The 23,191-nt window shown below is 73.9% G+C and carries 18 protein-coding genes; 5 read left to right on the top strand and 13 right to left on the bottom strand.

Annotated features, from left to right (window positions below; all coding sequences use genetic code 11):
• Window positions 1-82: 82 nt before the first annotated feature.
• Window positions 83-1,441, bottom strand: a complete 1,359-nt coding sequence (locus tag ACG83_RS02835) for a hypothetical protein (RefSeq protein WP_054564577.1) — start codon at window positions 1,439-1,441, stop codon at window positions 83-85.
• Window positions 1,442-1,659: 218 nt separating this feature from the next.
• Here ACG83_RS02835 and ACG83_RS02840 point away from each other — a divergent pair, with 218 nt between their 5' ends.
• Both ACG83_RS02840 and ACG83_RS02845 read left to right on the top strand, forming a co-directional pair.
• A complete protein-coding gene (locus ACG83_RS02840; RefSeq protein WP_054564578.1) occupies window positions 1,660-2,124 on the top strand; it encodes a hypothetical protein in 465 nt (154 codons plus the stop codon).
• A 213-nt stretch (window positions 2,125-2,337) separates the two neighbouring features.
• Window positions 2,338-3,057, top strand: a complete 720-nt coding sequence (locus ACG83_RS02845) for an ABC transporter ATP-binding protein (RefSeq protein ID WP_054565369.1) — start codon at window positions 2,338-2,340, stop codon at window positions 3,055-3,057.
• 27 nt (window positions 3,058-3,084) lie between these two features.
• On the opposite strand, the gene speB is transcribed toward ACG83_RS02845, so the two are convergent.
• Entirely contained in the window at window positions 3,085-4,158 is a 1,074-nt protein-coding gene (gene speB, locus ACG83_RS02850) for an agmatinase (RefSeq protein WP_054564579.1), read from the bottom strand.
• Between the two features lie 91 nt (window positions 4,159-4,249).
• Window positions 4,250-5,143 (bottom strand): RNA methyltransferase, encoded by an 894-nt coding sequence (locus tag ACG83_RS02855; RefSeq protein WP_054565370.1) that lies wholly within the window; start codon window positions 5,141-5,143, stop codon window positions 4,250-4,252.
• Window positions 5,144-5,281: 138 nt separating this feature from the next.
• On the opposite strand from ACG83_RS02855, the gene ACG83_RS02860 reads away from it, so the two are divergent.
• Window positions 5,282-6,658, top strand: a complete 1,377-nt coding sequence (locus ACG83_RS02860) for an 8-oxoguanine deaminase (RefSeq protein WP_054565371.1) — start codon at window positions 5,282-5,284, stop codon at window positions 6,656-6,658.
• A 481-nt stretch (window positions 6,659-7,139) separates the two neighbouring features.
• Entirely contained in the window at window positions 7,140-8,429 is a 1,290-nt protein-coding gene (locus ACG83_RS02865; RefSeq protein WP_369812846.1) for an aldolase/citrate lyase family protein, read from the top strand.
• 282 nt (window positions 8,430-8,711) lie between these two features.
• Here ACG83_RS02865 and uraH read toward each other — a convergent pair whose 3' ends face one another.
• The 6 genes from uraH to ACG83_RS02895 all read right to left on the bottom strand — a co-directional run bounded on the left by uraH (window position 8,712) and on the right by ACG83_RS02895 (window position 16,179).
• Window positions 8,712-9,038: a hydroxyisourate hydrolase gene (gene uraH, locus ACG83_RS02870; RefSeq protein WP_054564580.1), complete on the bottom strand. Its 327-nt coding sequence runs from the start codon at window positions 9,036-9,038 to the stop codon at window positions 8,712-8,714.
• Between the two features lie 91 nt (window positions 9,039-9,129).
• Entirely contained in the window at window positions 9,130-10,692 is a 1,563-nt protein-coding gene (locus tag ACG83_RS02875) for an allantoicase (protein ID WP_054564581.1), read from the bottom strand.
• Window positions 10,693-10,752: 60 nt separating this feature from the next.
• A complete protein-coding gene (gene allB / locus ACG83_RS02880; RefSeq protein WP_054564582.1) occupies window positions 10,753-12,195 on the bottom strand; it encodes an allantoinase AllB in 1,443 nt (480 codons plus the stop codon).
• Window positions 12,192-14,687 carry a xanthine dehydrogenase subunit D gene (gene pucD / locus ACG83_RS02885; RefSeq protein WP_083473060.1) on the bottom strand — a complete coding sequence of 832 codons (2,496 nt, stop codon included), beginning with the start codon at window positions 14,685-14,687 and terminating at the stop codon, window positions 12,192-12,194. Before pucD ends, allB begins: the two co-directional genes overlap by 4 nt.
• Window positions 14,684-15,292, bottom strand: a complete 609-nt coding sequence (locus ACG83_RS02890; RefSeq protein WP_369812847.1) for a (2Fe-2S)-binding protein — start codon at window positions 15,290-15,292, stop codon at window positions 14,684-14,686. Before ACG83_RS02890 ends, pucD begins: the two co-directional genes overlap by 4 nt.
• Window positions 15,289-16,179: a xanthine dehydrogenase family protein subunit M gene (locus ACG83_RS02895; RefSeq protein ID WP_054564583.1), complete on the bottom strand. Its 891-nt coding sequence runs from the start codon at window positions 16,177-16,179 to the stop codon at window positions 15,289-15,291. The genes ACG83_RS02890 and ACG83_RS02895 overlap by 4 nt, the downstream gene beginning before the upstream one ends.
• A 354-nt stretch (window positions 16,180-16,533) precedes the next feature.
• On the opposite strand from ACG83_RS02895, the gene ACG83_RS02900 reads away from it, so the two are divergent.
• Window positions 16,534-17,904: an ATP-binding protein gene (locus ACG83_RS02900; protein ID WP_054564584.1), complete on the top strand. Its 1,371-nt coding sequence runs from the start codon at window positions 16,534-16,536 to the stop codon at window positions 17,902-17,904.
• Window positions 17,905-17,917: 13 nt separating this feature from the next.
• Here ACG83_RS02900 and ACG83_RS02905 read toward each other — a convergent pair whose 3' ends face one another.
• From ACG83_RS02905 to ACG83_RS02920, 4 genes are all read right to left on the bottom strand, one after another.
• Window positions 17,918-19,999, bottom strand: a complete 2,082-nt coding sequence (locus tag ACG83_RS02905) for an adenine deaminase C-terminal domain-containing protein (protein ID WP_054564585.1) — start codon at window positions 19,997-19,999, stop codon at window positions 17,918-17,920.
• Window positions 20,000-20,414: 415 nt separating this feature from the next.
• Window positions 20,415-21,326 carry an ABC transporter permease gene (locus ACG83_RS02910; RefSeq protein ID WP_054564586.1) on the bottom strand — a complete coding sequence of 304 codons (912 nt, stop codon included), beginning with the start codon at window positions 21,324-21,326 and terminating at the stop codon, window positions 20,415-20,417.
• Entirely contained in the window at window positions 21,323-22,069 is a 747-nt protein-coding gene (locus tag ACG83_RS02915) for an ABC transporter permease (protein WP_054565374.1), read from the bottom strand. Before ACG83_RS02915 ends, ACG83_RS02910 begins: the two co-directional genes overlap by 4 nt.
• A 272-nt stretch (window positions 22,070-22,341) precedes the next feature.
• The gene (locus ACG83_RS02920) at window positions 22,342-23,181 is read right to left on the bottom strand and encodes an ABC transporter ATP-binding protein (RefSeq protein ID WP_063793006.1); all 840 of its coding nucleotides are present in this window, start codon (window positions 23,179-23,181) and stop codon (window positions 22,342-22,344) included.
• Between the last annotated feature and the right edge of the window lie 10 nt (window positions 23,182-23,191).

Consider the following 23,191-nt stretch of genomic DNA (forward strand, 5'->3'; position numbering starts at 1 on the left):
CACGCCACCAGCTCTGCGCGGGCCTCGCCGGTCAGGCTACCGACAGCGACGACGCTGTCGGCAACAGGACCGCTACCTGCCGTCAGGCTCGTCCAGCGCCCCGCACGAACAACCGACGCCACCACGTACGACGAACCGGCGGAGCAGCCGGGCCACCGGCATCCTCCGCACTCACGCCAGCGGTGAGATCCTCATCACTGATCGGGGGCTCCGCGACCACGACCGCGGATTCCGCCAACGGTGCCCGATCGCCACCCGCACTCGCGCCCAGGGCCAGCTCACCGTCTACGGCGTCGCCGTTCCCCGTGTCACCGTCGGCATCAGCGGCCCGGCCCGATGACAGCACGTCACCGGCGGGTTCGGTCGGCGCGGGCGGCGGAACCGACACGGGGGCGGCCTCCGGGACGGGGGCGCCGCGGCCCGCGGCCGTGGTGGTGGCCGTGATCGCCGCCACCGTCTCGTCGATCGCCGCGATCACCTGCCCGAGCGCCAGAACCGCGTCCACACCCTGCGGTGTCTCCCCGCCGGTGGCCCCATCCCGTACGAGCGCCGCCTGGGAGACCGCCTCGATGGAGGGGGCCACGGCGGCCTCGACTGCGGCGACGAGCGCGTTCGAGGCCGCCGCGGCCTCACTGACCGGCACCTCGTCAACCGGCACCTGATCGACCGGGGCCGAGTCCTCGACGGGCACGACGCTCTCGACGGGCGCGACATCCTCGGACGGCACCTCGTCGACCGGGACCACGTCCTCGACGGACACGGCCTCCTCGACCAACACCACGCTCTCGACCAGCACCACGCTCTCGACGGGCGCGACATCCTCGGACGGCACCTCGTCGACCGGGACCACGTCCTCGACGGACACGGCCTCCTCGACCAACACCACGTCCTCGACCAGCACCACGTCCTCGACCGGCTCGAGCACCTCGACGGGCTCCGCTGCCGCCTCGTCGGCGAGGGACTCCTCGGACACACGCGCGCTCGGCACAGCGACCTGGGACGAGGCCGGCTCCGCACCAGTCGCCGGCTCGGGTTGAGCCACGGGCAGGTCACTGGCCTGCGCTGCTACCGGTAGCGCCTCGAAGGGCTCCGCCGACACCGCTGTCTGCGCCGCGCCCACCGGCACGGGCGCGCTCACGGCCACCACGTCCGGCTCGGCCAAAGCTACGTCCGGCTCAGCCACCGCGCCCGGCTCGGCCGATGCGACGTCCGGCTCGGCCACCGCGACGTCCGGCTCCGCGGTCGGCGTCACCAGCAGCCGGTTGAGGATCAGGCCGCCGGGACCGGGGCCCCGGTCCAACTTGCCCTGCGCAGCGAGACGCCGGCATGCCTGGTTCACCGTTGCACGATTCGCGCTGATCGCCGCGGCCAGCGAGCCGTCATCCAGTCCGTCGGGAATCAGCGCGAGCTGCTCGAGAATCCGGTAAGCAACAGTAGCCACATTTGGGGACGCTATACGTTATCCCCGCTCCTTCCCGCATCGGGGGTGCGTAAGACCAGCGGTACTGCGTGGGTGGCCCGGTTAGCCCGGTCGGTCCCGGGAACGCCCAAGGTCGAGACCGGCCAGCGCACCCCGGGTCCGAAGCACCAGCGGTCTGGCCGTCCGCAAGCGTTCACGCCGCATCAGCTCGGCCGTTCGCACCGGAACAGGAGGCAGCGATGACATGGCCCGCCTCGGACATCCAGCCGGACCTCGACGTCCTTGACCTGGACAGCAACTCACCGCTGGAACGCGCCGAGATCACCGACAGCGACGACCTCGGGTCGACCGACGCGGGTCTCGACCCGCTCGACGACAGCTGGGATCCGCCGGACACGCCGAGCGGACTGGTTCGCAATCCGATCACGCCGAGGGAAGAGCGTTCGTCGTCCTTTGATCGTCAGCTTGCCGCCGAGGTCCCTGACCCTGATCCATACGCCGAGTCGGAAAGTGGCGATGCCGGCGCGGACGACAGCGATTTCTTCGCCGAAGGTTCGTCGAACATCGCGGCGTTCGACGACACGAACTCGGACCAGGTTGTCGAGAGCAGTGACGGTGCCCACCGCCGCCACCGACCAGCCGATGACGAGGCGTGGCGGCGTACCGCCGAAGAGGAAGCACTTCACCTCGACCCGCGTTCCTGACCGTTCCTGAGTGTTTCCGGCGCGGCCAGCGTTCCCGGCCCGGCCCCGCGTTCCAGGCCCGGCCCGTTCATAACCGCCCGCCCAACGGGAATCCATCCGCAGCCGACCCGCGCGGCGCGGCCGAAGGGCCGGCCGAACCCGGCTACGACCGGGGTGAGACGGTCGTTTTCACCCGGTACGCACCAGGCTGGGCCGGGCGGCTGGGGGGTGGGCATGGCGGAGGGCGGCCGTCGCACCGGCCAGGTTGATCTGATCGGGCTGAGCCTGCGTTTCGGGGGCAGGACCGCGCTTGACGACATCAGCCTGACGATCAACGCCGGTGAGTACTTCTGTCTGCAGGGGCCGCCCGGCAGCGGCAAGACATCCGTGCTGCGACTGGTCTCCGGGGCGGAACAGCCGTCGGCCGGCCGGGTCCTGCTCGACGGCGAGGACCCGGCCTGCAGACCCAGCTACCGACGCGCCGTCAGTGCGATCTTCGGCGGCTACACGCTGTTCCCTTTCCTGGATGTCGCCGCGAACGTCGCGTTCGGGCTGCGGCACGCCCACGGCCCGGCCGGCCCCGGCCGCGCCGAGACGTCAGCGCGGGTGCGCTCCGCGCTCGCGGCCGTCCAGATGTCGGAGTACGCGCGGCGACGCCCGCCGCAGCTATCCGGGGAGCAGCAGCAGCGGGTGGCGCTGGCCCGCGCGCTGGTGGTCCGGCCACGGATCCTGCTGCTCGACGATCCCCTCCGGGCCATGGACGAACGGTTGCGGCCAGTGCTCCGGGAGGACCTGCGGGCCGTGCAGCGTCAGGTCGGGCTGACCGTCGTGCACACCACCGTCGACCGTGACGAGGCACTGGCCCTCGCCGACCGGGTCGCCGTACTACGCGACGGACGGATCGTGCGGGTCGGCACGGCACCCGAGGTGCAGGCGGAGCCCACGGCGGCCTGACCGGCCGCGGACAGGCCGTACGGCGGATCAGCTGTGCGGCGGCCGGCCGGGCAGGTCCACCGTTCCACCGGCCTCGGACCTCCGCCGGTGCGCGAGCGCGGCGAAGATCTCCAGCGCGACCCGGTGCGCGCTGTTCACCGTCGTGTCCGCGTGGTCGTACGGCGGCGAGACCTCGACGATGTCCGCCGCGACGACCGGGGCGTCGAGCGTGATCTGCCGCACGGCACGCAGCAGATCGGCCGGGGTCATGCCGCCCGGTTCGGGGGTTCCGGTGCCGGGCGCGAATCCCGGGTCGAGCACGTCGATGTCGACGGAGAGGTAGAGCGCGCGGCAGCCGTCGACCGCCTGCGCGATCGCCTCGGCGATGACCTCACGACTGCCGCGTTCCCAGATCTCGTGCATCAGATGCCAGCGCATCCCCTGCTCGCGCATCCAGGCGAAGACGTCCGGGGGTGGCCAGTACCCGCGCAGCCCGACCTGGACGAAGTTGCGCCCGCGCACCGCACCGGACTCGATCAGCCGCCGCATCGGCGTCCCGTGCGAGGCCAGGTTCCCGTCGATGATGTCCGCGGTGTCGGCGTGCGCGTCGAAGTGCAGCAGCCCGACCTCGCCCCAGCCGACGGCCTCGGCCACCCCGCTCGCGGCGGGCCAGGTGATCGAATGGTCACCACCGATGATCACCGGACGGATACCGAGCCGGGCGATGTCACCGACCTTGGCCCGGATGTTGCGGTGTGAGGCCTCGGTCAGGCCGTGCGGGCAGTGCGCGTCACCGGCGTCGACGACGTCGAGCCAGTCGAAGATCTCGATCCCGAGGTCGAGATGGTAGGTGCCCGGGTTGTAGGCTTGTGCGCGCAGCGCCCGCGGCCCGAACCGGGCACCGGGCCGGTGCGTCGTGGCGATGTCGAACGGCGCGCCGACGACCGCGACGTCGGGACGGCGCGCCCGCAGCTCGTCGAGGCCGGGCATCCAGGGCCGGTCCGCGAAGGTGGCGAGACCGGCGTACCCCGGCGCGTCCGGCCCGGGGTCATCCGCCGACGCACGCGCGCCCGTCGCACCCGCATAGGGCGGCACCGGCGACGGTTCCGGGCCCTGCGCCATGAGTACCGCCCCACTCCCCGCCACTGTCAGCCGTCAGAGCATCACCCAACACCAGTCTGCGCCTTCACCCGCCACGGCACGCGGCGATCGGTCACTGGGCAGGCCCGGCCGGCGCGGAGGGTGCGGAGGGCACGGACGGTGCGGGCGGGCGGAGCCCGAGCACGTAACATGCGATCGCGGCCGTCGCGGCGACGTTGAGGGAGTCGACACCGTGGGCCATCGGAATCCGCGCCCGGCGGGTCGCCGTGGCCAGCACCTCGTCGGTGAGGCCGCTGCCCTCCGTCCCCAGCAGCACCGCGACCCGGTCATCCGGTGCCGCCCAGGCCGCCGTCAGCTCCTGCGCGTCGGCGGCCGGCGTCAGCGCCACCACCTCGAAACCAGACATGCGCAGCAGGGACAACGCCGCGGGCCACGGTTCGAGGCGGGCATAGGGCACGGCGAAGACCTCGCCCATCGACACCCGCACCGACCGCCGGTACAGCGGATCGGCGCACCGCGGGCTCAGCAGGACGGCATCCATGCCCAGGCCGGCGGCCGACCTGAAGATCGCGCCGAGGTTGGTGTGGCTGACCAGGTCCTCGCAGACGAGCACCCGGCGCGCGGTGGCGAGCAGCCGCGCGGCGTCGAGCGGCTCCCGGCGGCACATCGACGCCAGGGCCCCGCGGTGGACCTCGAACCCGGTGATCGCCGCCAGCACCGCCGGGCCGGCCACATACACCGGCGCGGCGGGCTGGCCGGGCGACGGCCGGGCCCAGAAGCCGGCCGGGACGCCGTGACGCCGCGCCGGCGACACCAGTACCGAGCGCGGCTGGTAGCCCGCGCGCAGCGCCCGTTCGATCACCCGCTCGCCCTCGGCGATGAACAGCCCCTGCTCGGGTTCCCGGCGCCGGCGCAGCGCGACGTCGGTCAGCGCCACGTAGTCCGAGACGCGCGGGTCGGCCGGGTCGTCGATGACGACGACCGGCCCGTCACCCTCGGCCGTCAAGCCGTCCTCATCCACCCCGGCACCGCCCGACTGTCATATCCACGAAACCCACGACCTGCAGAATCACCGCCCATGAGCACACCCGGCACCGCCGACACCAGCCCCTCCGACACCAGCGCCGTGCCCGGGGAACGACCCATGGCCGACCTTCTGGTGATCGGCGCGGAGCTGGTCGCGACGGTGGACGCCGAGCGGCGCGAGATCCGCGGCGGCTGGGTGGCGATCACCGACGGGCTCGTCAGCGCGATCGGCGGACCCGAGCAGACACCGCCCGCCGCGGCCCGGACGCTGCGGGCCGACGGCTGCCTGGTGACGCCAGGCCTGGTGAACACACATCACCACATCTACCAGAACCTCACCCGCTCCTTTGCGCCGGCGCTCGGCGGCACTTTGTTCAACTGGTTGAAGACGCTCTATCCGCTGTGGTCCCGGCTGGATGAGGAGGCCGTCCACACGTCGGCGTACGTGGGGCTGACCGAGCTCGCGCTGGGCGGCTGCACGACGACGACCGACCACCTGTACGTCCACCCGCGCGGCGGCGGCGACCTCATCACGGCCGAGATCGCGGCCGCGCAGCAGCTGGGAATGCGCTTCCACCCGACCCGTGGGTCGATGTCGCTGTCGGTGAAGGACGGCGGGCTTCCACCGGACTCGGTCGTCCAGGAGCCCGACGAGATCCTGGACGACTCCGCCCGGCTCGTCGCCAAGCACCACGACCCGTCGCACGGGGCGATGGTGCGGATCGCGCTCGCACCGTGCTCTCCCTTCTCGGTGAGCCCGGAGCTGATGACGGCGACCGCGGAGCTGGCCGAGGAGCTCGACGTCCGCCTGCACACCCATCTGGCCGAGGATCCCGAGGAGGACGACTACTGCCTGGCCGTCTTCGGACGGCGGCCGATCGACCAGTTCGCCGAGGTCGGCTGGGGCAGTGACCGAGCCTGGGTCGCCCACTGCATCTGCCCGAACCCCGAGGAGATCGAGCGCCTCGGGACCTGGGGCACCGGGGTGGCCCACTGCCCGAGCAGCAACATGATCCTCGGCGGCGGGCTCGCCCCGGTCGCCGAGATGCGCGCCGCCGGCGTCCCCGTCGGGCTGGGCTGTGACGGTTCGTCGTCGGCCGACTCGGCCTCGCTCTGGCTCGAGGCGCGCACCGCGATGCTGCTCGGCCGGCTGCGCCAGGGAGCCGGCGCGATGTCCGCCCGCGACGCCCTGGAGATGGCGACCCGGGGCGGGGCGGCCTGCCTCGGGCGCGCCGGGGAGATCGGCGTCCTCGCGGTCGGCTCGGTGGGCGATCTGGTCGTCTGGCCACTGGACGGAATCGCCTACGCCGGAGCCCTTTCCGATCCGATCGACGCCTGGCTGCGCTGCGGGCCCACGGCTGCCCGCCACACGGTCGTGGCCGGGCGCACGGTGGTCGAGAACGGCCTGCCAGTCGACTCCGACCTGCCCGAGATGCTCAGCCGTCACCGCCGCATCGCAGCGGGCATTCAGGCGGCGTTCGAGAATGCAGGGTAGCCGTTACTCCGTACACGGCCCATCGGCGCACCGATCCGGCCCCTGAACATGGCTGGTTGCACCCGCTTCGGCGCAGTATCCTGGCAGGGAGCTTGCAGTTCCGGACCAACAGCTCGCGTTCGGCGCTCGGCCTGACTGTTAGGGCATCAATGCCGTCATGACCCTCGGCCGCGGCACGAATCGCGTTCCAGGCAGCCGCCGTCGGCGCCACCCGCCGAATCCCCCGATCGGCGCCGAACGCGCCGGCGGCGGCGTCATTCACGCCGCGCGCTCCGGCCGCTCGGCACTCCGCTCGGCACTCCGGCCGCTCGACTTCGGCCGCTCGGCGGCGCACTCCGGCCGCTCGGCGCCACGCCAGGTCACCTCGGCACGCCAGACTTCGGCCGACGCGGCACTCCTGCCTCGCCGCGCGCCACTCCACGCGGCCGGCAGCCGGCAGCCATCGACAAGCGAACGCGACAAGCGAACGAGGTTCCCCACGGTGCAGGCACGTCCCCAGATCCGACCCGACGGTGCGGTCGTGCCGACGCTGTCAGCCGACACCACCGCGGCGCTCACCGCGACGCTGGGCCGTCTCGACGCCGAACTGGCGGCCCGCCACCCGGGCGATCCCGGCACCCGTCAGCCGGTGCACACCTGCTACGTCCCGGCCGACCGGGTTCACCCGGACATCGTCGGTGAATGGGGCCGCGCGGCCCGCGAAGCGCTCACCCGGCACGCACCGGATCCCGACACGCTCGCGCTGGTCACCCTGGGCGGGTCGGCCGCGGCCCTCGCCGCGGACGTGTACACGCATGTCAGCCGCACCCTGGCAGCGGAACCGGTCCAGGACCTCAGAGTCGACCTGGAGGACGGCTACGGCATCCGCGCCGACAGCGCCGAGGACGCGGACGCCGTAGCCGCGGCCAGGGCGATGCGGTCCGCGGCCGCCGCCGGCACGCTGCCCGCCTGCTACGGCCTGCGCCCCAAATCGCTCGACGCGGCCGTGCGGGCTCGGGGGCTGCGCAGCCTCGACCTCTTCCTCACCACCCTGGCCGGAGACGACGGACCGCCACCCGGCCTGGTGGTGACGTTGCCCAAGGTCAGTGCGCCGGAGCAGGTGGTGGTCTTCTGTGACGTCCTGACGTCCCTTGAACACCAGCTCGGTATCGGGCCCGTCGCGCTGGAGATCCAGGTCGAGACGCCGGCCGCGGTGATGGGCCTGCCCGCGCTGGTCGCCGCCGCGCCCGGCCGGCTCACCGGGCTGCACGTGGGCACCTACGACTACTCCGCGGCGCTCGGCATCTCCGCGGCCGACCAGGCCAGCGATCATCCGGCCGTGGAGCTGGCCACCGCGCTGATGCAGCTCGCGGCGGCGGGCACCGGCGTCCGGGTCGCCGACGGCTCCTCCAACCTGCTGCCCGTCGGGGCGGCGGCGGACGTCCACGCCGGCTGGCGCCGTCACGGCGAGCTGGTCCGCCGGGCCTGGTCACGAGGTCTCTACCAGGGCTGGGACCTGCACCCGGCGCAGCTCGTCAGCCGGCACGCCGCGGTCGCGGGCTGCCTGCTGCGCGGGCTCCCCGACGCGCTGCGCCGGCTCGCGGACTACGCCGCCGCACGCGCCTCGGGCTCCGTCGCCGACGAACCCGCGACGGCACGGGCCCTGGCCGGCCACGTGCTGCGCGCGCTCGACGCGCATCTGTTGGACGACACGCGGCTGCGCACCGCCGGTCTGGACCGCGCGACGGTCTCCCGGCTGGGTGGGCGGCCGCCCGAGGCCCGACCGCGCTGACCCCGACCTGGGGATTGTGGCGGGATGCGGACACCACCCGCTGTTAGCCGGCGACCGTGAGGAGTCGGGGGCGCTGAAGAATGGGAAGATCAAGGAATTTTGGTCGTCAGGACGACCAAAATCCCTTGATCTTGTCCGGTAGCAACCACCAGGCGCGGTCGCGAGCGGACTCCGCCGCTCCGCCGGGTTCCGCCACCACGCTCTGACAGCGACAGCCAAAATCGTCAGATCTTGTCAGCCAGCAATCCGGTCGCCGGTCGCCGTCGCTGTCCGGGTGCGCGGTCAGCTGCCGCGGTAGGTGGTGTATCCGAAGGGCGCGAGCAGCAGCGGGACATGGACGTGCTCGGCCGCGTCCTCGATGACGAACGCGACCGCGACCTCGGGATGGAAGGCCGAGTGCCCGGCGGTGTCGAACAGCAGCCGCCAGGTGCCGGCGCCGTCCGCCGGCAGCTGCGCCACCCGCCCGTCGCCGTCCGTGACGGCCTGCGCGACCGGGCGCCAGCCCTTCACCTCACCGTCGAGGGTCAGCACAGCCCGTTCGAGACGGACCGGAACCCCGACGGCCGGTTTCCCGACGCCGGTGTCCAGCACATGGGTCGACAAGCTCACAGGCACCGCCTTCTCCGGCCGCCGCGAAGCCGGAGCTGCGCCGCGGCCTCGTCACGTCGCCGTCACGTCGCCCGGGGCCGGGCGACGGCGGTCACTCGCCGGTGATCAGGTGGCGCAGGCGCAGCGCCGTGATCTCGGCCTGCTGACCGGCCGCCACGCGAAGCTCGGCGTCGGGCTCGTTGGCCATCCTCTCGCGAAGCAGGTCCAGCATCTCCTCGGCGCCACGCCCGGCGGCCCGAACCAGGAAGACGAACCCGAACCGATCCTCGTAGGCGGCGTTGCCCTCCGCGAGCGCGCGGCGGACCTCGGCACTCGCCTGGTCGAGCGCGGCCTGCTCACGCCGGGGGGCGTCGATGGTGACGATGGTGGCCCGGGACGACGTGGGCGGCGTCGGCGCGGGGGCCGGGCGCTCCCCGATCCGGGGATGCGCGGTGAACGCCTCGAGCCAGGCCGAGTCTGGCAGCGCCCACCACTCCTGCTCGGCGGCGGGCAACAGCGCCGCGAGGGTGCCGAAGGGCCGGCGGGCCACCACGGCGTCCGCCCAGTCCTCGGAGCCGCAGCAGGCCAGGAGCTCCTCCCGGGCGGCCGCGGTGGCCAGCGAGTCGAACCAGCGCATGGCCAGCCCCTCACGACCGGCCGCCGTCGGGTTGCCGAGCAGCCGCAGCCGGGCCAGCCCGCCGTCCGGGATCGCGTCGACCCGGATGTGGGTGGCCTCGGCCGGTACCTCCAGGTCGAAAAGGTGCCGGGTGTTCGGCTGGACCCTGGTCCGGGGCATCAGCGGGCGCCACTCGGGGACCGCCGCGAGGCCCGCCGCGGCCACCTCGCCGTCCCCCGCCTCCGGGGCGTTCGCCGCCCACAGGGCGACCGCGCGGGGCGCGTTGCCGCGGAAGTGCCGGGTGTCGACCTCGGCCCGCACCACGGTGCCCTCGGTGGCCAGCCGCACCACCGCCCAGTCGTGCCCCTCGCCGCGCCGGCGCCGGGTCTCCCACCCCTCGCCCATGACCCGGGCCTCGCCGGAGGCGTTCAGGTTGTGGCGGTCGCCGTAGTGCATGTCACTGGCGGCGACCACGACACCGCCCAGGTAGGCGGCGGCGAGATCCGAGGTCACCCGGTCGAGCAGCCGCGGGTCGGGAACGACCACGCCGTGCACCCGCAGGCGGGCCACCCCACCGTCCGGGTGGATGGTCAGCCGCAGGTGACTGATCCGGAACCGTGCCTCCTCGGGCACGGCGAGGACGTTGACCGCGTCGGCCGACACCGGCGTACGGCCCACTAGCGGCACCCAGGTGACCGAGTCCTCCGCGACCTCCTCGGCGGACGGATAGCCGGCCAGCGTCGCGCCGTGCAGCTCGACCGCCTCCGGAGCGTTGCCGGTGAAGTGGGTCGTGTCGACGGTCACGGCGTGCACGATGCCCGGCGCGCCCAGCCGGACGATCGCCCAGTCCGAACCGGGCAGGTCACGGCGGCGCCGGGTCTCCCAGCCGTCGGTCCACTGGCCCCGCTCGGTGAACACCCCGGGACGGACCACCGGGGCCTCCGGGAGGAGCATGCGTTCCGCGTGCGCGAAGAACTCGTCGTTCACCGCCACGACCGAGCCCCCGAAACGGGCCGCGGCCAGGTCGACGAGGTTCGTCAGGTCGGGCGCATCAGACATTCGAGAACTCCTTCGACATGCTTCCCTGCTTCACCGAGCTTCACCGATCTTGACCGTGTCTCACCGTGCGAGCAGCCGGCCTCGGACCGGCCGGTCGCCGTCGGCGCGATGCCCCCGCAGATAGGTCGCGAGCACCGCTCCTTCGAGCGTTCGTCCAGCGTATGGCGTCAACGGATGGCGGTGGCTCAGCAGCTGCGGGTCGACAACGAAGCTCGCGTCGGGGTCGAGGACAACCAGATCGGCGTCCGCGCCCACCGCGATGCGGCCCTTGGAACCGGCCGGAGCGCTGCCACCACCGCCACCACCGTGGCCGCTGCCGCTGCCATCGCCGCCCGGGGCGGGCGTGCCCAGGCCCACGAGGTCGGCCGGGCCCGAGCACATCCAGCGGGCGACGTCGACCAGGCTGTGGCCGCGCCGGCGGGCCTGGGTCCACACCGCGGGCAGGCCGAGCTGGATGGAGGCGATGCCGCCCCAGGCGGTCCCGAAGTCCCCGGTCTCGACCGACTTCAGCGCGGGGGCCGCCGGCGAGTGGTCGGTGACCACCCCGGCGAACAGACCGGCCGCGAGGCCGTCCCACAGCCGATCCAGGTTCGGGCGCTCACGAATGGGCGGGGCGCACTTGAAGATGGTGGCACCATCGGGGACCTCCTCGGCGACGAAGGTCAGATAGTGCGGGCAGGTCTCCACCGTCAGGGGCAGGCCGGCCTCGCGGGCGGCGACGACGTCGTCGAGCGCCTCGGCGGCGGCCAGGTGGAGCACGTGCAACCGGGCCTCGGTCGACGCGGCGAGGGCGGCCAGGGAGGCCACCGCGGCCTTCTCCGCGGCCGGCGGACGGGACCGCAGCCAGCTGCTGAAGGCCCGGCCCGCCGCGGCGGGCGCACTGGCCAGGACCGCCGGCGACTCCGCGTGGACGACCGTGAGGGCGCCCATCCGGGCGGTGTGCCGGGAGGCCGCGGCCAGCACGTCCATGCTCACGTGCGGAAACTCCTCGACCCCGGACGGGGCCAGGAACGCCTTGAAGCCGAAGACGCCGGCGTCGTGCAGCTCGGCGAGGTCGTGCAGCCGGCGCGCGTCGGCGCCGATGACGCCACCCCAGAACCCGACGTCGACCGCGATCTGCCCGGCCGCGGCGGCGCGCTTGACCGTCAGGGCCTCCAGCGACGTGGTGGGTGGGATGGAGTTCAGCGGCATGTCGATGATCGTCGTCACGCCGCCCGCCGCCGCGGCCCGGGTGGCGGTGGCGAAGCCCTCCCACTCGGTGCGGCCCGGCTCGTTGACGTGCACATGCGTGTCCACGACCCCGGGCATGAGCACCAGGTCCCCGACGTCGGTGACCGCCGCGTCGGCGGGGACGTCCGCCGGCGCGGTGACGGCGGTGATCCGGCCGTCGGTGACGTGCACGGCCGCGGGGCGTTCGCCGCCCGGCAGCACGACCCGGCTCGACCGGATCACCTCGACCGCCTCGGGCAGCACCGCCCGACCGGGCCCCGGCATACCGCTCATCGGTGTCCCTCCCTCACCACGGCCTCGGGCCAGCCCACGGCGTCCGGCCCATCCGTGGCCGTGGCCCTGTGCGCGGCGTCGGGCCGATCCGCGGAGGCCGCCGGCGCCGCGCCCACCGGGTCGTCCGGGTCTGCCAGGTCGTCCCGGTCTGCCAGGTCGTCCCGGCCTGCCAGGTCCACCAGGTCGACCGGGCGCACCGGCACGCGGCGCAGGTCGCGGCCGACCGCATCCCGGATCGCCGCCACGATCGCGGCGGTGGCCGTGCAGGTCGGGGTCTCCCCCACGCCCTTCGCTCCGTACGGCGAGTCGGGCTGGGGGTAGGTCAGTGCGACGAAGTCCAGCGCCGGCACGTCCGCGGCGGTCGGGAGCAGGTAGTCGTGCAGGGTCGGGTTGGTCACCACACCGCCCACGGTGACCAGTTCCTCCATGACCGCCAGCCCCAGCCCCTGGGCGGTGCCGCCCTCCACCTGGCCGCGCAGCGACAGCGGGTTGATCACCGTGCCGCAGTCCTGTGCCAGAGCCAGCGCGACGACCCGCACCAGGCCGAGGTCAGGGTCAACGTCGACCACCGCGCGGTGCGCGGCCGCGGCGAAGGCCACGTGCGGATCACCCTGGCCATGCTCGTCCAGCGCGGTCGTGCGCCGGTGGTGGAAGGTGTACTCGGCCTCGACCGGACCGGCCGCGAGCGCCTCGGTCAGGGCGAGCCTGGTCCCCGTCTCCGCGCCGATGATCTCTCCCCCGTCGATCACCAGCGCCCGTCGCGGCGACTCGACGACCTCCGCCGGCAGGCCCAGCGCCCGCGCGACCCGGGCCAGCAGCCGGTCGACCACGGCCACGCAGGCGCCGCGCACCGCACCGCCGCTCATCCAGGTCTGGCGGGACGCACTCGTCGACCCGGCGCTGCCGACCCGCGTGTCGGCGGGCAGCAGCTCGATCCGTTCCACCCCGAGCTCGGTGCGCGCGATCTGCCCGGCGATCGTGACGAACCCCTGCCCGACCTCGGAACACGCGCTGTGGACGGTGGCGAACGGCTGCCCGGCGTCGTCGAGGGCGAGCCTGATCCGCGCCGTGGACGAATCGTCCATCCCCTCGGAGAACAGCAGGTTCTTGTAGCCGAGCGCGTAGCCGACCCCGCGGCGGATCCGGCTGATCCGCGCCCCGGCGGCGCGACCGCCGGGACGGGCCGTCCGGGGGGTGTCCTCGGTCAGGCGGGGCGGCAGCGGGCGGGCCGCGACCGCCTCGATGGCCTCGCGCGCGGGCAGTGGCGGCCCGACGACCTGCCCGGTCGGCAGCACATCACCGGGCACGAGCGCGTTGCGGACCCGTAGCGCGACCGGGTCCATGCCCAGCCGGTCGGCAAGTCGGTCCATCTGGGCTTCATGCCCGAAAGCGACCTGCGGCACGCCGAAACCACGCATCGCACCGCACGGCGGGTTGTTCGTCCGGACGACGAGGCCGTCCAGCCGCGCGTGCGGCACCCGATACGGGCCGGCCGCGTGCGTGACGGCGTTGGCGAGCACGGCGGGCGACGAGGAGGCGTAGGCCCCACCGTCCATCACGACCCGGGCCTGGACGCTGACCAGGTCACCGGACGGGGTGGCGGTGTGGCGGAACCACATCCGCGCGGGGTGGCGATGCGGATGTCCCAGGAACGACTCGACCCGGTCATAGGCGATCCGCACCGGCGCACCGGTGGCGAGCGCCAGCAGGGCGCCGTGGATCTGCAGGGTCACGTCCTCGCGCCCCCCGAACGCGCCGCCGATCCCGGCCAGCTCCAGCCGGACCAGCGCCTCGGGCAGCCCGAGGCAGGCGGCGATCTGCTCGCGGTCGGAATGCAGCCACTGGGTGGCGACCCACAGGTCGATCCCGCCGTCGGCGGCCGGGACGACGAGCGCCGCCTCCGGGGCCAGGAAGGCCTGGTCCTGCATTCCGACGACATAGCTGTCCTCGACGACCACGCTCCCAACGACTGCGGGATCGCCGTGCCTCAGCGTGATCTCCCGGAAGACGTTGCCGTCCGGGTGGACGAGCTCCGCACCCGGTTCGAGGGCGCGTTCGGGGTCGACGAGCGGCGGCAGCGGCTCGTACTCGACCTCGATGGCGGCCAGGGCTCGCCGGGCGGTCGCCGCGTCCACCGCCGCCACCGCCGCCACCGGCTCGCCGGCATAGCGGGTCTCGGCCGCCGCGAAGACCGGCTGGTCACTGACGATGAGCCCGTACGTCGCCAGCCCGGGGACGTCGGCCGCGGTCACGACGGCGGCCACCCCGGGCAGAGCCGCCGCGGCGGCGGTGCCGAGCCTTCTGATCCGCGCCCGGGGGTGCGGTGAGCGCAGGGTGCGGGCATGCAGCATGCCGGGCACGCTCAGATCACCGACGTAGCTGAAGCGCCCCTCGACCTTGCTGACCCCGTCGGGCCGCGGCTCCGAGCGCCCGACGCCCCGGTGGCCGCCGGCCACACCGATCCGCCCGGCCATGCCCGCCTCGCCTGTCATGCGCCGTTCGTCCATCTCACGGTCCCCGTGGTGGCGGCGGCCTGCGCCCGGCTGGCCTGGACGTCCCGCACCGCCGCGATGATGCGGCCGTAGCCCGTGCACCGGCAGACGTTCCCGGCGAGCGCGTCGCGGATCTCGTCCTCGTCGGCACCCGGTCGGCGACCGAGCAGGTCCGTGACCGCCACGACCATGCCCGGGGTGCAGAACCCGCACTGGACGGCGCCATGCGCCAGAAACGCCGCCTGGATGTCGGCCGCGGGCCCGCCGGCACCGAGACCGGCGACGGTGACCACACGCGCGTCCACGGCGTCCGCGGCGAGCACGGTGCACGCGAGCACAAGCCGATCGTCGAGCAGGACGGAGCAGGAACCGCACCTGCCCTGCTCGCAGGCGTCCTTCACCGCGGTGACGCCGAGCCGCTCCCGCAGGACGGTGAGCAGCGACTCCTCGATCCGGGCGTCGGCGACGACACGCCGCACACCGTCGATGTTGAGGCGGTAGGAGAGCGAGAGCACACCCGCGCTCACCGCATCCGCACCCGCGCTCACGCCGCCCCCACCCGCGCCCACGCCGGCGCTGTCAGGGCCCACGCCACCCGTGCTCACGCGGCCTCCTCATGCCGTGCCGGCCCGAGGCACCGGGCGAACGCCCGGGCCGCGAGCACACCGCCCGCGTGCGCCCGGTAGTCGGCCGGGTGGCGCGGGTCCTCGGGCAACGGCGGTGCCGCGCGCAGCACCTCGGCCGCCAGCTCACCGAAACGGCGGGCAACCGCGGGGGAGGCGGTTCCGGTCGACCAGTCGACCTCCTCGCCGGCGAGGCGCTCCGCCTCGGTCACCCGCCAGGGCCCGGCCGCCACGCCACTCACCGCACAGCACACCCGTTGACGCACTCTGTCCACCAGGAACGCGCAGGACACGAGCGCGGGAAACGCCGCCTGCCGCCCGCCGATCTTGAGGTAGGTCTGCGGGCCGCTCGGGCGGGCGATCCGCACCGCGGTGACCAGTTCGCCGGGCTCCAGGCCGTCGCGCAGCAAAGCCGCGATGCCGGTCGCACGGGGCCCGCGCGCCGAGGCGAGCAGGATCTCGGCCTCCGCGGCGGTGAGAAACGTCAGCAGGTCACCGCGCGGGTTGGCGGAGCCGAGCGCACCGCCGACAGTCGCGCAGTTGCGGATCTGGACCGACCCGACCACCCGGGACGTCGCGGCCAGCCCGGGCGCGAGCGACCAGCCCGCCAGCTCGGCGTAGGTGACACCGGCGCCGACCGTGAGCGTGTCCGCACCGGCGCCGCGCGCCCGCAGCTCCAGCACCCGGCGCAGCGCGACGATCACCGCGGGCTCCCGGCTGCCGGCACGCAGTGCGGGGACCAGATCGGTGCCGCCGGCCAACAGCCACACGCGCCGGCCCGCGCCCGCCTCGGCGGTGAGCGCCCCGACAGCCTCGCCGACGGTTCGCGGCCTGTGCATGACGGTCGGCGGACCCCCAGGCGTCGTCATGTGGCCGACGATAGTGCCGCCACGTTACGGCGACGGAAAAGATCAGCACTGAGAATCCCTTGGTTCAGGGCTGAAAACATAGCGGCACGCCAATTCGTGCAGGGTCTGTCACCGACCGGCGAAAATGTTGCGCTGCGCAGTAGGCCTTTTCTGCCATCGGAGAAGACTCAGTACGGAGGTGTCCGGCGGACGGCAGGTCGGCCCCCGGTACCGAGGCGATGCCGCGGATATCCGACACCGGAACCGCCCCGGTCGGCCGGGTCCCCCGACTACGATGTGATCAGGCCGCGACACCGGGCGACCAGTGGTCACCCGGGCGCTCGGGGGCGGGCCGGTGGCGGAAGGTGGTGCCTGGTGCAGAACAGCACCGATTCGTCAGGCGAGTCGATGAGCGACCCCGACGAAACCCTTCCCCGCCACGACCTGCCGGGCGGGCGGCCCGGTCCTGGCTTCACCTGTGTGTTCTCCAACCCGCCGGTTCCGGCCGTGCAGAACGCGCGGGCCACGCCGGGCCCGCCGCCGAATCCCGACTTCGCCGCCCGCCGCACGTCCGCGGGCTGGCAGGATCTCGACCCGCGGGAGTTCGACCGGCTGCGCCGGCTCGTCGGGGCCGCCGGTGGCCAGGGCGACGGGGCGCTCGCGACGATGTCCGACGAGCAGATCGCCCGCTCGCTGGGAGTGGTCGTCACCGAGGGCGGCCACCCGCAGGTCCTCGCCGGCGCCGTGCTGCTGTTCGGGCGGCCGGAGGCCGTACACCGCCACGTTCCCCAGCACGAGGCGGCCATCCAGGTCATCGGCCCGGAGACCGGTGAGCCTGGTGCGGCCGGTGAGCCCGGCGCCCGGATGAACGACTTCTTCCGCTGGCCGCTGCTTCGCCTCACCGAGGAGCTGCTCGCCCGTTTCCGGGCCCGTAATCCCAGCCGGGAGATTCGCTACGAGCTGGTTCGCACCAGCGTGCCCGCCTACGCCGAACAGGCGTTCCGTGAGCTGCTCGCCAACGCCTTCGTGCACCGTGACTACCGGGCCGTCGGCGCCGTCCACACGCAGTGGACCAGCGAGGGAATCGAGATCACCAGTCCCGGTGGCTTCGTGGACGCCGGCCGTGCGCCGCACACGTCCGCGCTGTCCGTACGGCCGCCCCGGCCGCGCAGCCCGCTGCTGGCGGACGCGTTCCGCCGGGCCGGCATCACCGAGCGGTCCGGGCGGGGCATCCGCCGCGCCTACGCGGCGCAGCTGGCCGGCGGGCTCGCCGGGCCGGACTTCCACCGCTCGACGGCGGACTGTGTGATCGCCGTCCTGCCGGCCCAGGAGGCGGATCTCGCCTTCGCGCACTTCGCGCTCGGCCGTTCGTCTGCCGGGAGCCCCCTGGAGCTGCCCGACCTGCTCGTCCTCACCACCGCCCTGCGCGACGGGCCGCTGCGCACCGCCGACGCCGCCGAGCTGCTCGGCACCGGCAAGGAACAGGCCCGCCGGCAGCTGACCGGCATGGTCGGCCGCGGCCTGCTGGCCATCGACGGCGACCGTGGCACCCGGGTCTGGGCGCCGTCCCCCGACGTGCGGCGCGCGCTGCGTGAGGCGGCGTCCCAGCTGCGGCCCCGCCCGGCCCCCGGGCCGCGCACGGCTACCGGGTCGCGCGCCTCCTCCGAGCCCCGCACGACCTCCGAGCCCAGCCCGGCCTCCGGGGCGCGAGCGGCTTCCGGGGCACAGGCGGCCCCCGGAATCTGAGCGCCTGTCCGGCTCAGGGGCGGATGTACAGCTCCCGGCCGAGGCGGGCGATCGTGCGCAGCGGTGAGGCGAGGCGGCAGCCGAGCTCGCGGGCCTTGCTGTCGACCGCCGCGAGCTGACCGAGCACCGCCTCCCAGGGGGCGTCGCTCATCAGGCCCGCCACCGGCAGCGGGCAGGCGGCCAGCACCCAGCCACGGTCCACGACGACGAACCCGCCGCCCATCCCCTCGAGCGCCCGGGCCGCGGTCAGCATGTCCGCGTCGCCGGCCCCGACGATCACCAGGTCACCGGGGGCCGAAGCCGCGGACGCCCCCAGCGCCCCCCGGGTGAGCCCGATACCGCGCACCATGCCGACCCGTACCCGGTCGGCGCGCCCCGTCCGATCCAGAACCGCGATCTTGAGCAGGTCCCGGGACGGATCGGCGACGACGACACCGTCGCGCAGGGTCGGTTCGATCCGGACGACGCTCACCCGCGGCCGGTCCCCCTGCCCCCCGGACGCGTCGATGACCACCGGGGATGGCACCGGCGCCAGCAGCGCGGCGGACGTCATGCCGCCGTCACCGGGCACGCTCACGTCGACGACACCGAGGCTGGTGTCCCGGCGCCCGCCCCAGTGCATGCAGGGCGAGGTGAAGGATCCGGTGTACAGCCCCGCCGGCAGCCGTACGGACGACTGGGCCCAGTCCGGCGCGACATCGAGGTTGTCGAACAGCGCGCGACCGCGTTCGGCCGCGATCCGGCCGCCGGCGATGACCACGTCAGGCGGGACACCGGCGGTCAGGTCCCGCACGATCTGCAGGTCGGCGAGCCGGGCCGGGGCGATCAGGCCGAGCACGTGATCGAGGCCGAAGGCGCGGGCCGGATCGAGGGTGGCTGCCAGGACCGCGGTGCCGACACCGCCGCCCGCCCGGATCTGGGCCCGGACCTGGTCGTCGAGGTGGGGGAACGCGGACGCGCCGGCCAGCGGAGGTGCCGGCATCTCCAGGCCCGGGAAGGCGGTGACCAGGTGCGGCACGGGCGCGGTGAGCGGAACGGGCCGTTGCGGGGGGGCCGGAAGCCCACCGGCCAGGCCTTCGAGGGGGTTCACCTGCCGGGGCACGGCCTGGGAGATGAACCCGCTGTCCACACCGGGCCCGACACCGACGCTGACCCCGGGTCCAGCGACACCCGAACCAGCGGCACCCGAACCAGCGATGCCGGCACCAGCAGCAGCGGCGACACCGGCACCGGACTCCGTGGCCGAACCGGTCCAGGGCTCGGCGGGATCAGCGCCCCACGCCTCGACCGGCCCGCGGGGCAGCACCCGCATCGGTGTTCCGGTGCCCAGGACCAGCGCACGGCCCGGCGTGCCGTACATCTGCTCGATCTGCGCGGGATCGGTCAGCACGGTCACCGTGCCGCGGGGCACGACAAGCCTGGCGAGCTCCCCGGGAGAGAGCAGGGTGCGCTCGACCGACGTCCGGGCGTCGACGTAGGCAGGCAGGACGAAACGGCCCGCCGCGTCGAGGCTTCGGCGTGCCCCCAACGCGCCGGGGCGGGTGATCGCGGCGATGTAGCGGCCCGCGATGATCACGTCACGCCGCACCAGGTCACCGGTCTGGACGACCAGCACGACACCGCCGCGGATGGCGAAGTCGGCCTCGGCCTGCCCCAGCGCAATGGCCCGCAGACGTTCGATCTCGGCCGGGGACGGCCCGAGGGACTCGCCGGCCCGCGCGGCTGCCGAGGTCAGGTGTGGGCGCGGCGCGAGCAGCGCGCCGCCGGTCGCGCTGACGTGGCCGGTCGCGCTGACGTGGCCGGTCGCGCTGACGTGGCCGGCGGTCCCGCCGTCGCGCGGTGCGGGACGGCGGCGGGCCGGCCCTCGCCGTGCGCCCGGTGCCGCCAGCGGCATCGCAAGCGGGGGAAGGCCGGGGAGCGGGCCGACAACAGGGCGATCAGGCCCGGCTCCCGGCGCGCCTGACACCGGCGGAGGGGAGATGGACGCGGCGACCGGGGTGGCCACCGGCACGGCCGCGGCCGCCTGCGCACCGCTGGGAGGCGCGCAGGGGTAGAAGGCGTCGACCACGGGGTCGACGTCCCGCTCAGCGGCCATGACGCCCTCCGGAGCTCACCGGCCGGCCCCGCCGGCTACCCGGTAACGAATGCACGCGCTGAGACTTCGTTGGGACGGGTCGACGATGAGCCTTTTCCATCCTCGGCTCCGGCCTGGCGCGACAGCGCCCGACAGGCGTGAGATGGAAAAGGCTCACTGACCACGCCATCACGCGACCACCCAGGCACGTTCCGACGCACTGCTCTACACCCGCATTCTCGTACGAGACGGGGACTTCGCGTGGTCAGGTGGCCCAAAGCAAGCAGTGCAATATGCGCCACATCACAGTGGGTGACCAAAAACAGGCGTGGACGGTCGCCAAGGGTAACCAGTGGCGGCTACGTAACCGTGGTGACCATCCTGCGTAACCGTGGCGACCCATCCCGTCGGACGTCCCAGCCCCATCCGGGACGGCTCAGGCGCGCCGGGAGGGCGCCGGGCCGTAGCGGGCGAGGACGACCGCCTCCACGAACCCGACCAGCGCGTAGATCGCCACGCTCGCCACGGTGATCAGCACGGTCGCCGCCCACACCCCGCCGTAGTCGAACGTCTGCTGCGAACGCTGCATGAGGTAGCCGAGCCCCTTGCCGGTGGCCAGCCACTCCGCGAGCAGCGCGCCGATGACCGCGGACGGCACGGAGATCCGGGCCGAGACGAACAGCGCGGGCAGCGCGCTGGGCAGCGACACCTTGCGCAGCACGGTGAACGGGCCGCCGCCATAGGCCAGCACGAGATCGGCCGCCGCGCTGGACGCCGACCGCAGCCCGAAGACCAGGTTGACCAGGGACGGGAAGAACACGACGATTCCCGCGATCACGGAGACCGCCAACAGGCCGCGGCCGAAGATCAGGGTGAGCAGCGGCGTCATCGCGACCAGCGGCACCGACCGCAGCATCATCGCCACCGGCATCAGGGCCTGTTCGACCGAACGGCTGAGCACGAACGCGATCGCGATGCCGAGGGCGGCCACCGTTCCCACCGCGTACCCGACCGCCGCGTCACCCAGGGTGTGCCACAGGCCATCCAGGATGACGTCGCGGTTCTCGGTGGCGTCCGGCGCGGTGAACAGGTACTGCCAGACCGCCTGCGGGTCCTTGGCGACCAGCGGGTTGAGGTCGAAGACCTCGATGAACGCGTACCACAGACCGATGATCACCCCGGTGGAGGCGACCACGGACAGCAGCGTCCGCCCGATCCGGGTGGCGATCGCGCCCGCGACCGAGTGCCCCCGCCGACCGCGGGCCACGCCCGCGGCCCCTGCTGCCGGCGACGGCGTCGGTGGCGGTGGCGGTGACGGTGCGCCCGCGTCGACTGCGGCCGTGCTCATCGGGCACCTCCGGGATTGCCGCGGGGAGCCCACGGCATGAGCAGCCGGGCCAGCAGGGCCGTCACCGCGTAGCCGAGGCCGGCGATGGCGGACGCCACCATTGCCAGCGCCCAGGTGCGGGGAACCTCCAGGGCCTGCTGCGAGTGGACCATCGCGATGCCCAGGCCGCGGTCGGCACCGAGGAACTCGCCGATGATCGCGCCCAGGATCGCGGCCGGGGCCGCGATCTGCAGCGCCGCGAACGTGCTCGGCAACGCGGCGCGCAGGCGGACGAAGCGCATCTGGTCGATGACCCTGCCGCCGCTCGCGCGGATGACGTCCAGGCTGGCCTGGTCCGGGGCCCGCAGGCCGAGCAGCGCACCGACCAGCGTGGTGAAGAAGACCGAGATCCCGGCGAGCGCCTTCTGCGGGGTGCTGCCGTCGAACACGGTGGTCAGGATCGGGCCGATCGCGATGATCGGCAGGCAGTAGGAGGCGACACCGATCTGGAGCAGCACCCGCTCGACCACGGGAACACCGAAGAACAGGATCGCCAGCCCGATCGCCAGGCCGTTGCCGACCAGCCACCCCTGCGCGGCGATCGACACCGTCGCGGTGGCCGACCGCCAGAGCAGCTGCCGGTCCTCCCACAGCGCGCGGGCGACCTCCCACGGCGTCGGAACGACACCGCCACGATCAAGGACGGTGACCGCGAGCAGCCACCACAGTGCGATCAGACCGGCGACGCCGACCGCGCCGCCGATCCACCCCGGCGCCGCCGGCCGAGCCGCTGAAGGGCCACCCGCTCGCCTGGCTGCCGCGGGGCCGTCCGCCCGTCCGGCCACCCGGTCGCCTGTGCGTCCGGACGTCTGGCCGACCGCACCTGTCGTGCCGGCCGCCGCGTCCGGCCCGGTGTCGCCCTCGCGCGGGTCCGAGTCGGTGGTCGGCACCGAGACCGAGACCCAGGAGGCCGGTGAGGAGGCCGACGACGCGCTCAGAACCAGGTCGGGAACCTCGGGCGGCGCGCTCGGATCGCTCATCCAGAGGCCTGCGCGGGCTCACCGGGACTCGCCCCGGCGAACAGGACGGTGGAGAGCAGGTCGTGCAACTCGTGGAAACGCGCCGTACGCAGCATCTCCGGTGTCCGCGGGCGCGGCAGGTCGATGCTGACCCGGGCGGCGATCCGTCCGGGCCGGGCGCTCATCACGGCGACGGTGTCGGAGAGGATGACCGCCTCCGGGATGGAGTGCGTCACCAGCACCGTGGTCGTCGCGCGCTCGCTCCAGATCCGCAGCAGCTCGAAGTTGAGGCGCTGGCGGGTCATGTCGTCCAGGGCGCCGAACGGCTCGTCGAGCAGCAGCACCTTGGGCTCGACGACGAGGGCCCGCGCGATCGCGACCCGCTGGCGCATACCGCCGGACAGCTGGGCCGGCCGGGCCCGCTCGAACCCGGTCAGGCCGACGAGCGAGATCAGGTCACTGATGACCTTTCGGTCGGCCTTCATCCCGCTGACCTCCAGCGGGAGCCGGATGTTCGCCTCGACCGACCGCCAAGGCAGCAGGGCCGAGTCCTGGAACGCGATGCCCAGGTGGTGTGCCCGGCGTGCCACCGCGGGTGCCTCGCCGTGCACGAGAACCTGGCCCTCGGTGGGCGCCTCCAGGTCCGCGAGGATGCGCAGCACGGTCGACTTGCCGCAGCCCGAAGGCCCGATGAGGGTCAGGAAGGAGCCCGCCGCGGTCGACAGGTTGACGTTCTCGAGCGCGACGACCTGGCCGCGGCCCATACGGAACTCCTTGCGGAGCCCGGCCACGCTCACCCCGGATCCGTCGGATGCGCCCGCCGGGTCCGGGGCCAGGCCGGGAGCCGTTGCAGGCATGGCCGGGGTC

It is taken from the genome of Frankia sp. R43 (assembly GCF_001306465.1).
GTDB classification, from domain to species: Bacteria; Actinomycetota; Actinomycetes; order Frankiales; family Frankiaceae; genus Parafrankia; species Parafrankia irregularis.

Excerpts from the sequence above, each read along its gene's own strand:
- speB (WP_054564579.1), bottom strand. The coding sequence starts at position 4,158 with ATGGCGCAGGGCCCGGAACCGTCGCCGGTGCCGCCCTATGCGGGTGCG.
- ACG83_RS02860 (WP_054565371.1), top strand. The coding sequence starts at position 5,282 with ATGGCCGACCTTCTGGTGATCGGCGCGGAGCTGGTCGCGACGGTGGAC.
- ACG83_RS02910 (WP_054564586.1), bottom strand. The coding sequence starts at position 21,326 with ATGAGCACGGCCGCAGTCGACGCGGGCGCACCGTCACCGCCACCGCCA.
- pucD (WP_083473060.1), bottom strand. The coding sequence starts at position 14,687 with ATGACAGGCGAGGCGGGCATGGCCGGGCGGATCGGTGTGGCCGGCGGC.
- allB (WP_054564582.1), bottom strand. The coding sequence starts at position 12,195 with ATGAGCGGTATGCCGGGGCCCGGTCGGGCGGTGCTGCCCGAGGCGGTC.
- ACG83_RS02905 (WP_054564585.1), bottom strand. The coding sequence starts at position 19,999 with ATGGCCGCTGAGCGGGACGTCGACCCCGTGGTCGACGCCTTCTACCCC.
- ACG83_RS02845 (WP_054565369.1), top strand. The coding sequence starts at position 2,338 with ATGGCGGAGGGCGGCCGTCGCACCGGCCAGGTTGATCTGATCGGGCTG.
- ACG83_RS02920 (WP_063793006.1), bottom strand. The coding sequence starts at position 23,181 with ATGCCTGCAACGGCTCCCGGCCTGGCCCCGGACCCGGCGGGCGCATCC.
- ACG83_RS02895 (WP_054564583.1), bottom strand. The coding sequence starts at position 16,179 with ATGACGACGCCTGGGGGTCCGCCGACCGTCATGCACAGGCCGCGAACC.
- ACG83_RS02875 (WP_054564581.1), bottom strand. The coding sequence starts at position 10,692 with ATGTCTGATGCGCCCGACCTGACGAACCTCGTCGACCTGGCCGCGGCC.
- ACG83_RS02840 (WP_054564578.1), top strand. The coding sequence starts at position 1,660 with ATGACATGGCCCGCCTCGGACATCCAGCCGGACCTCGACGTCCTTGAC.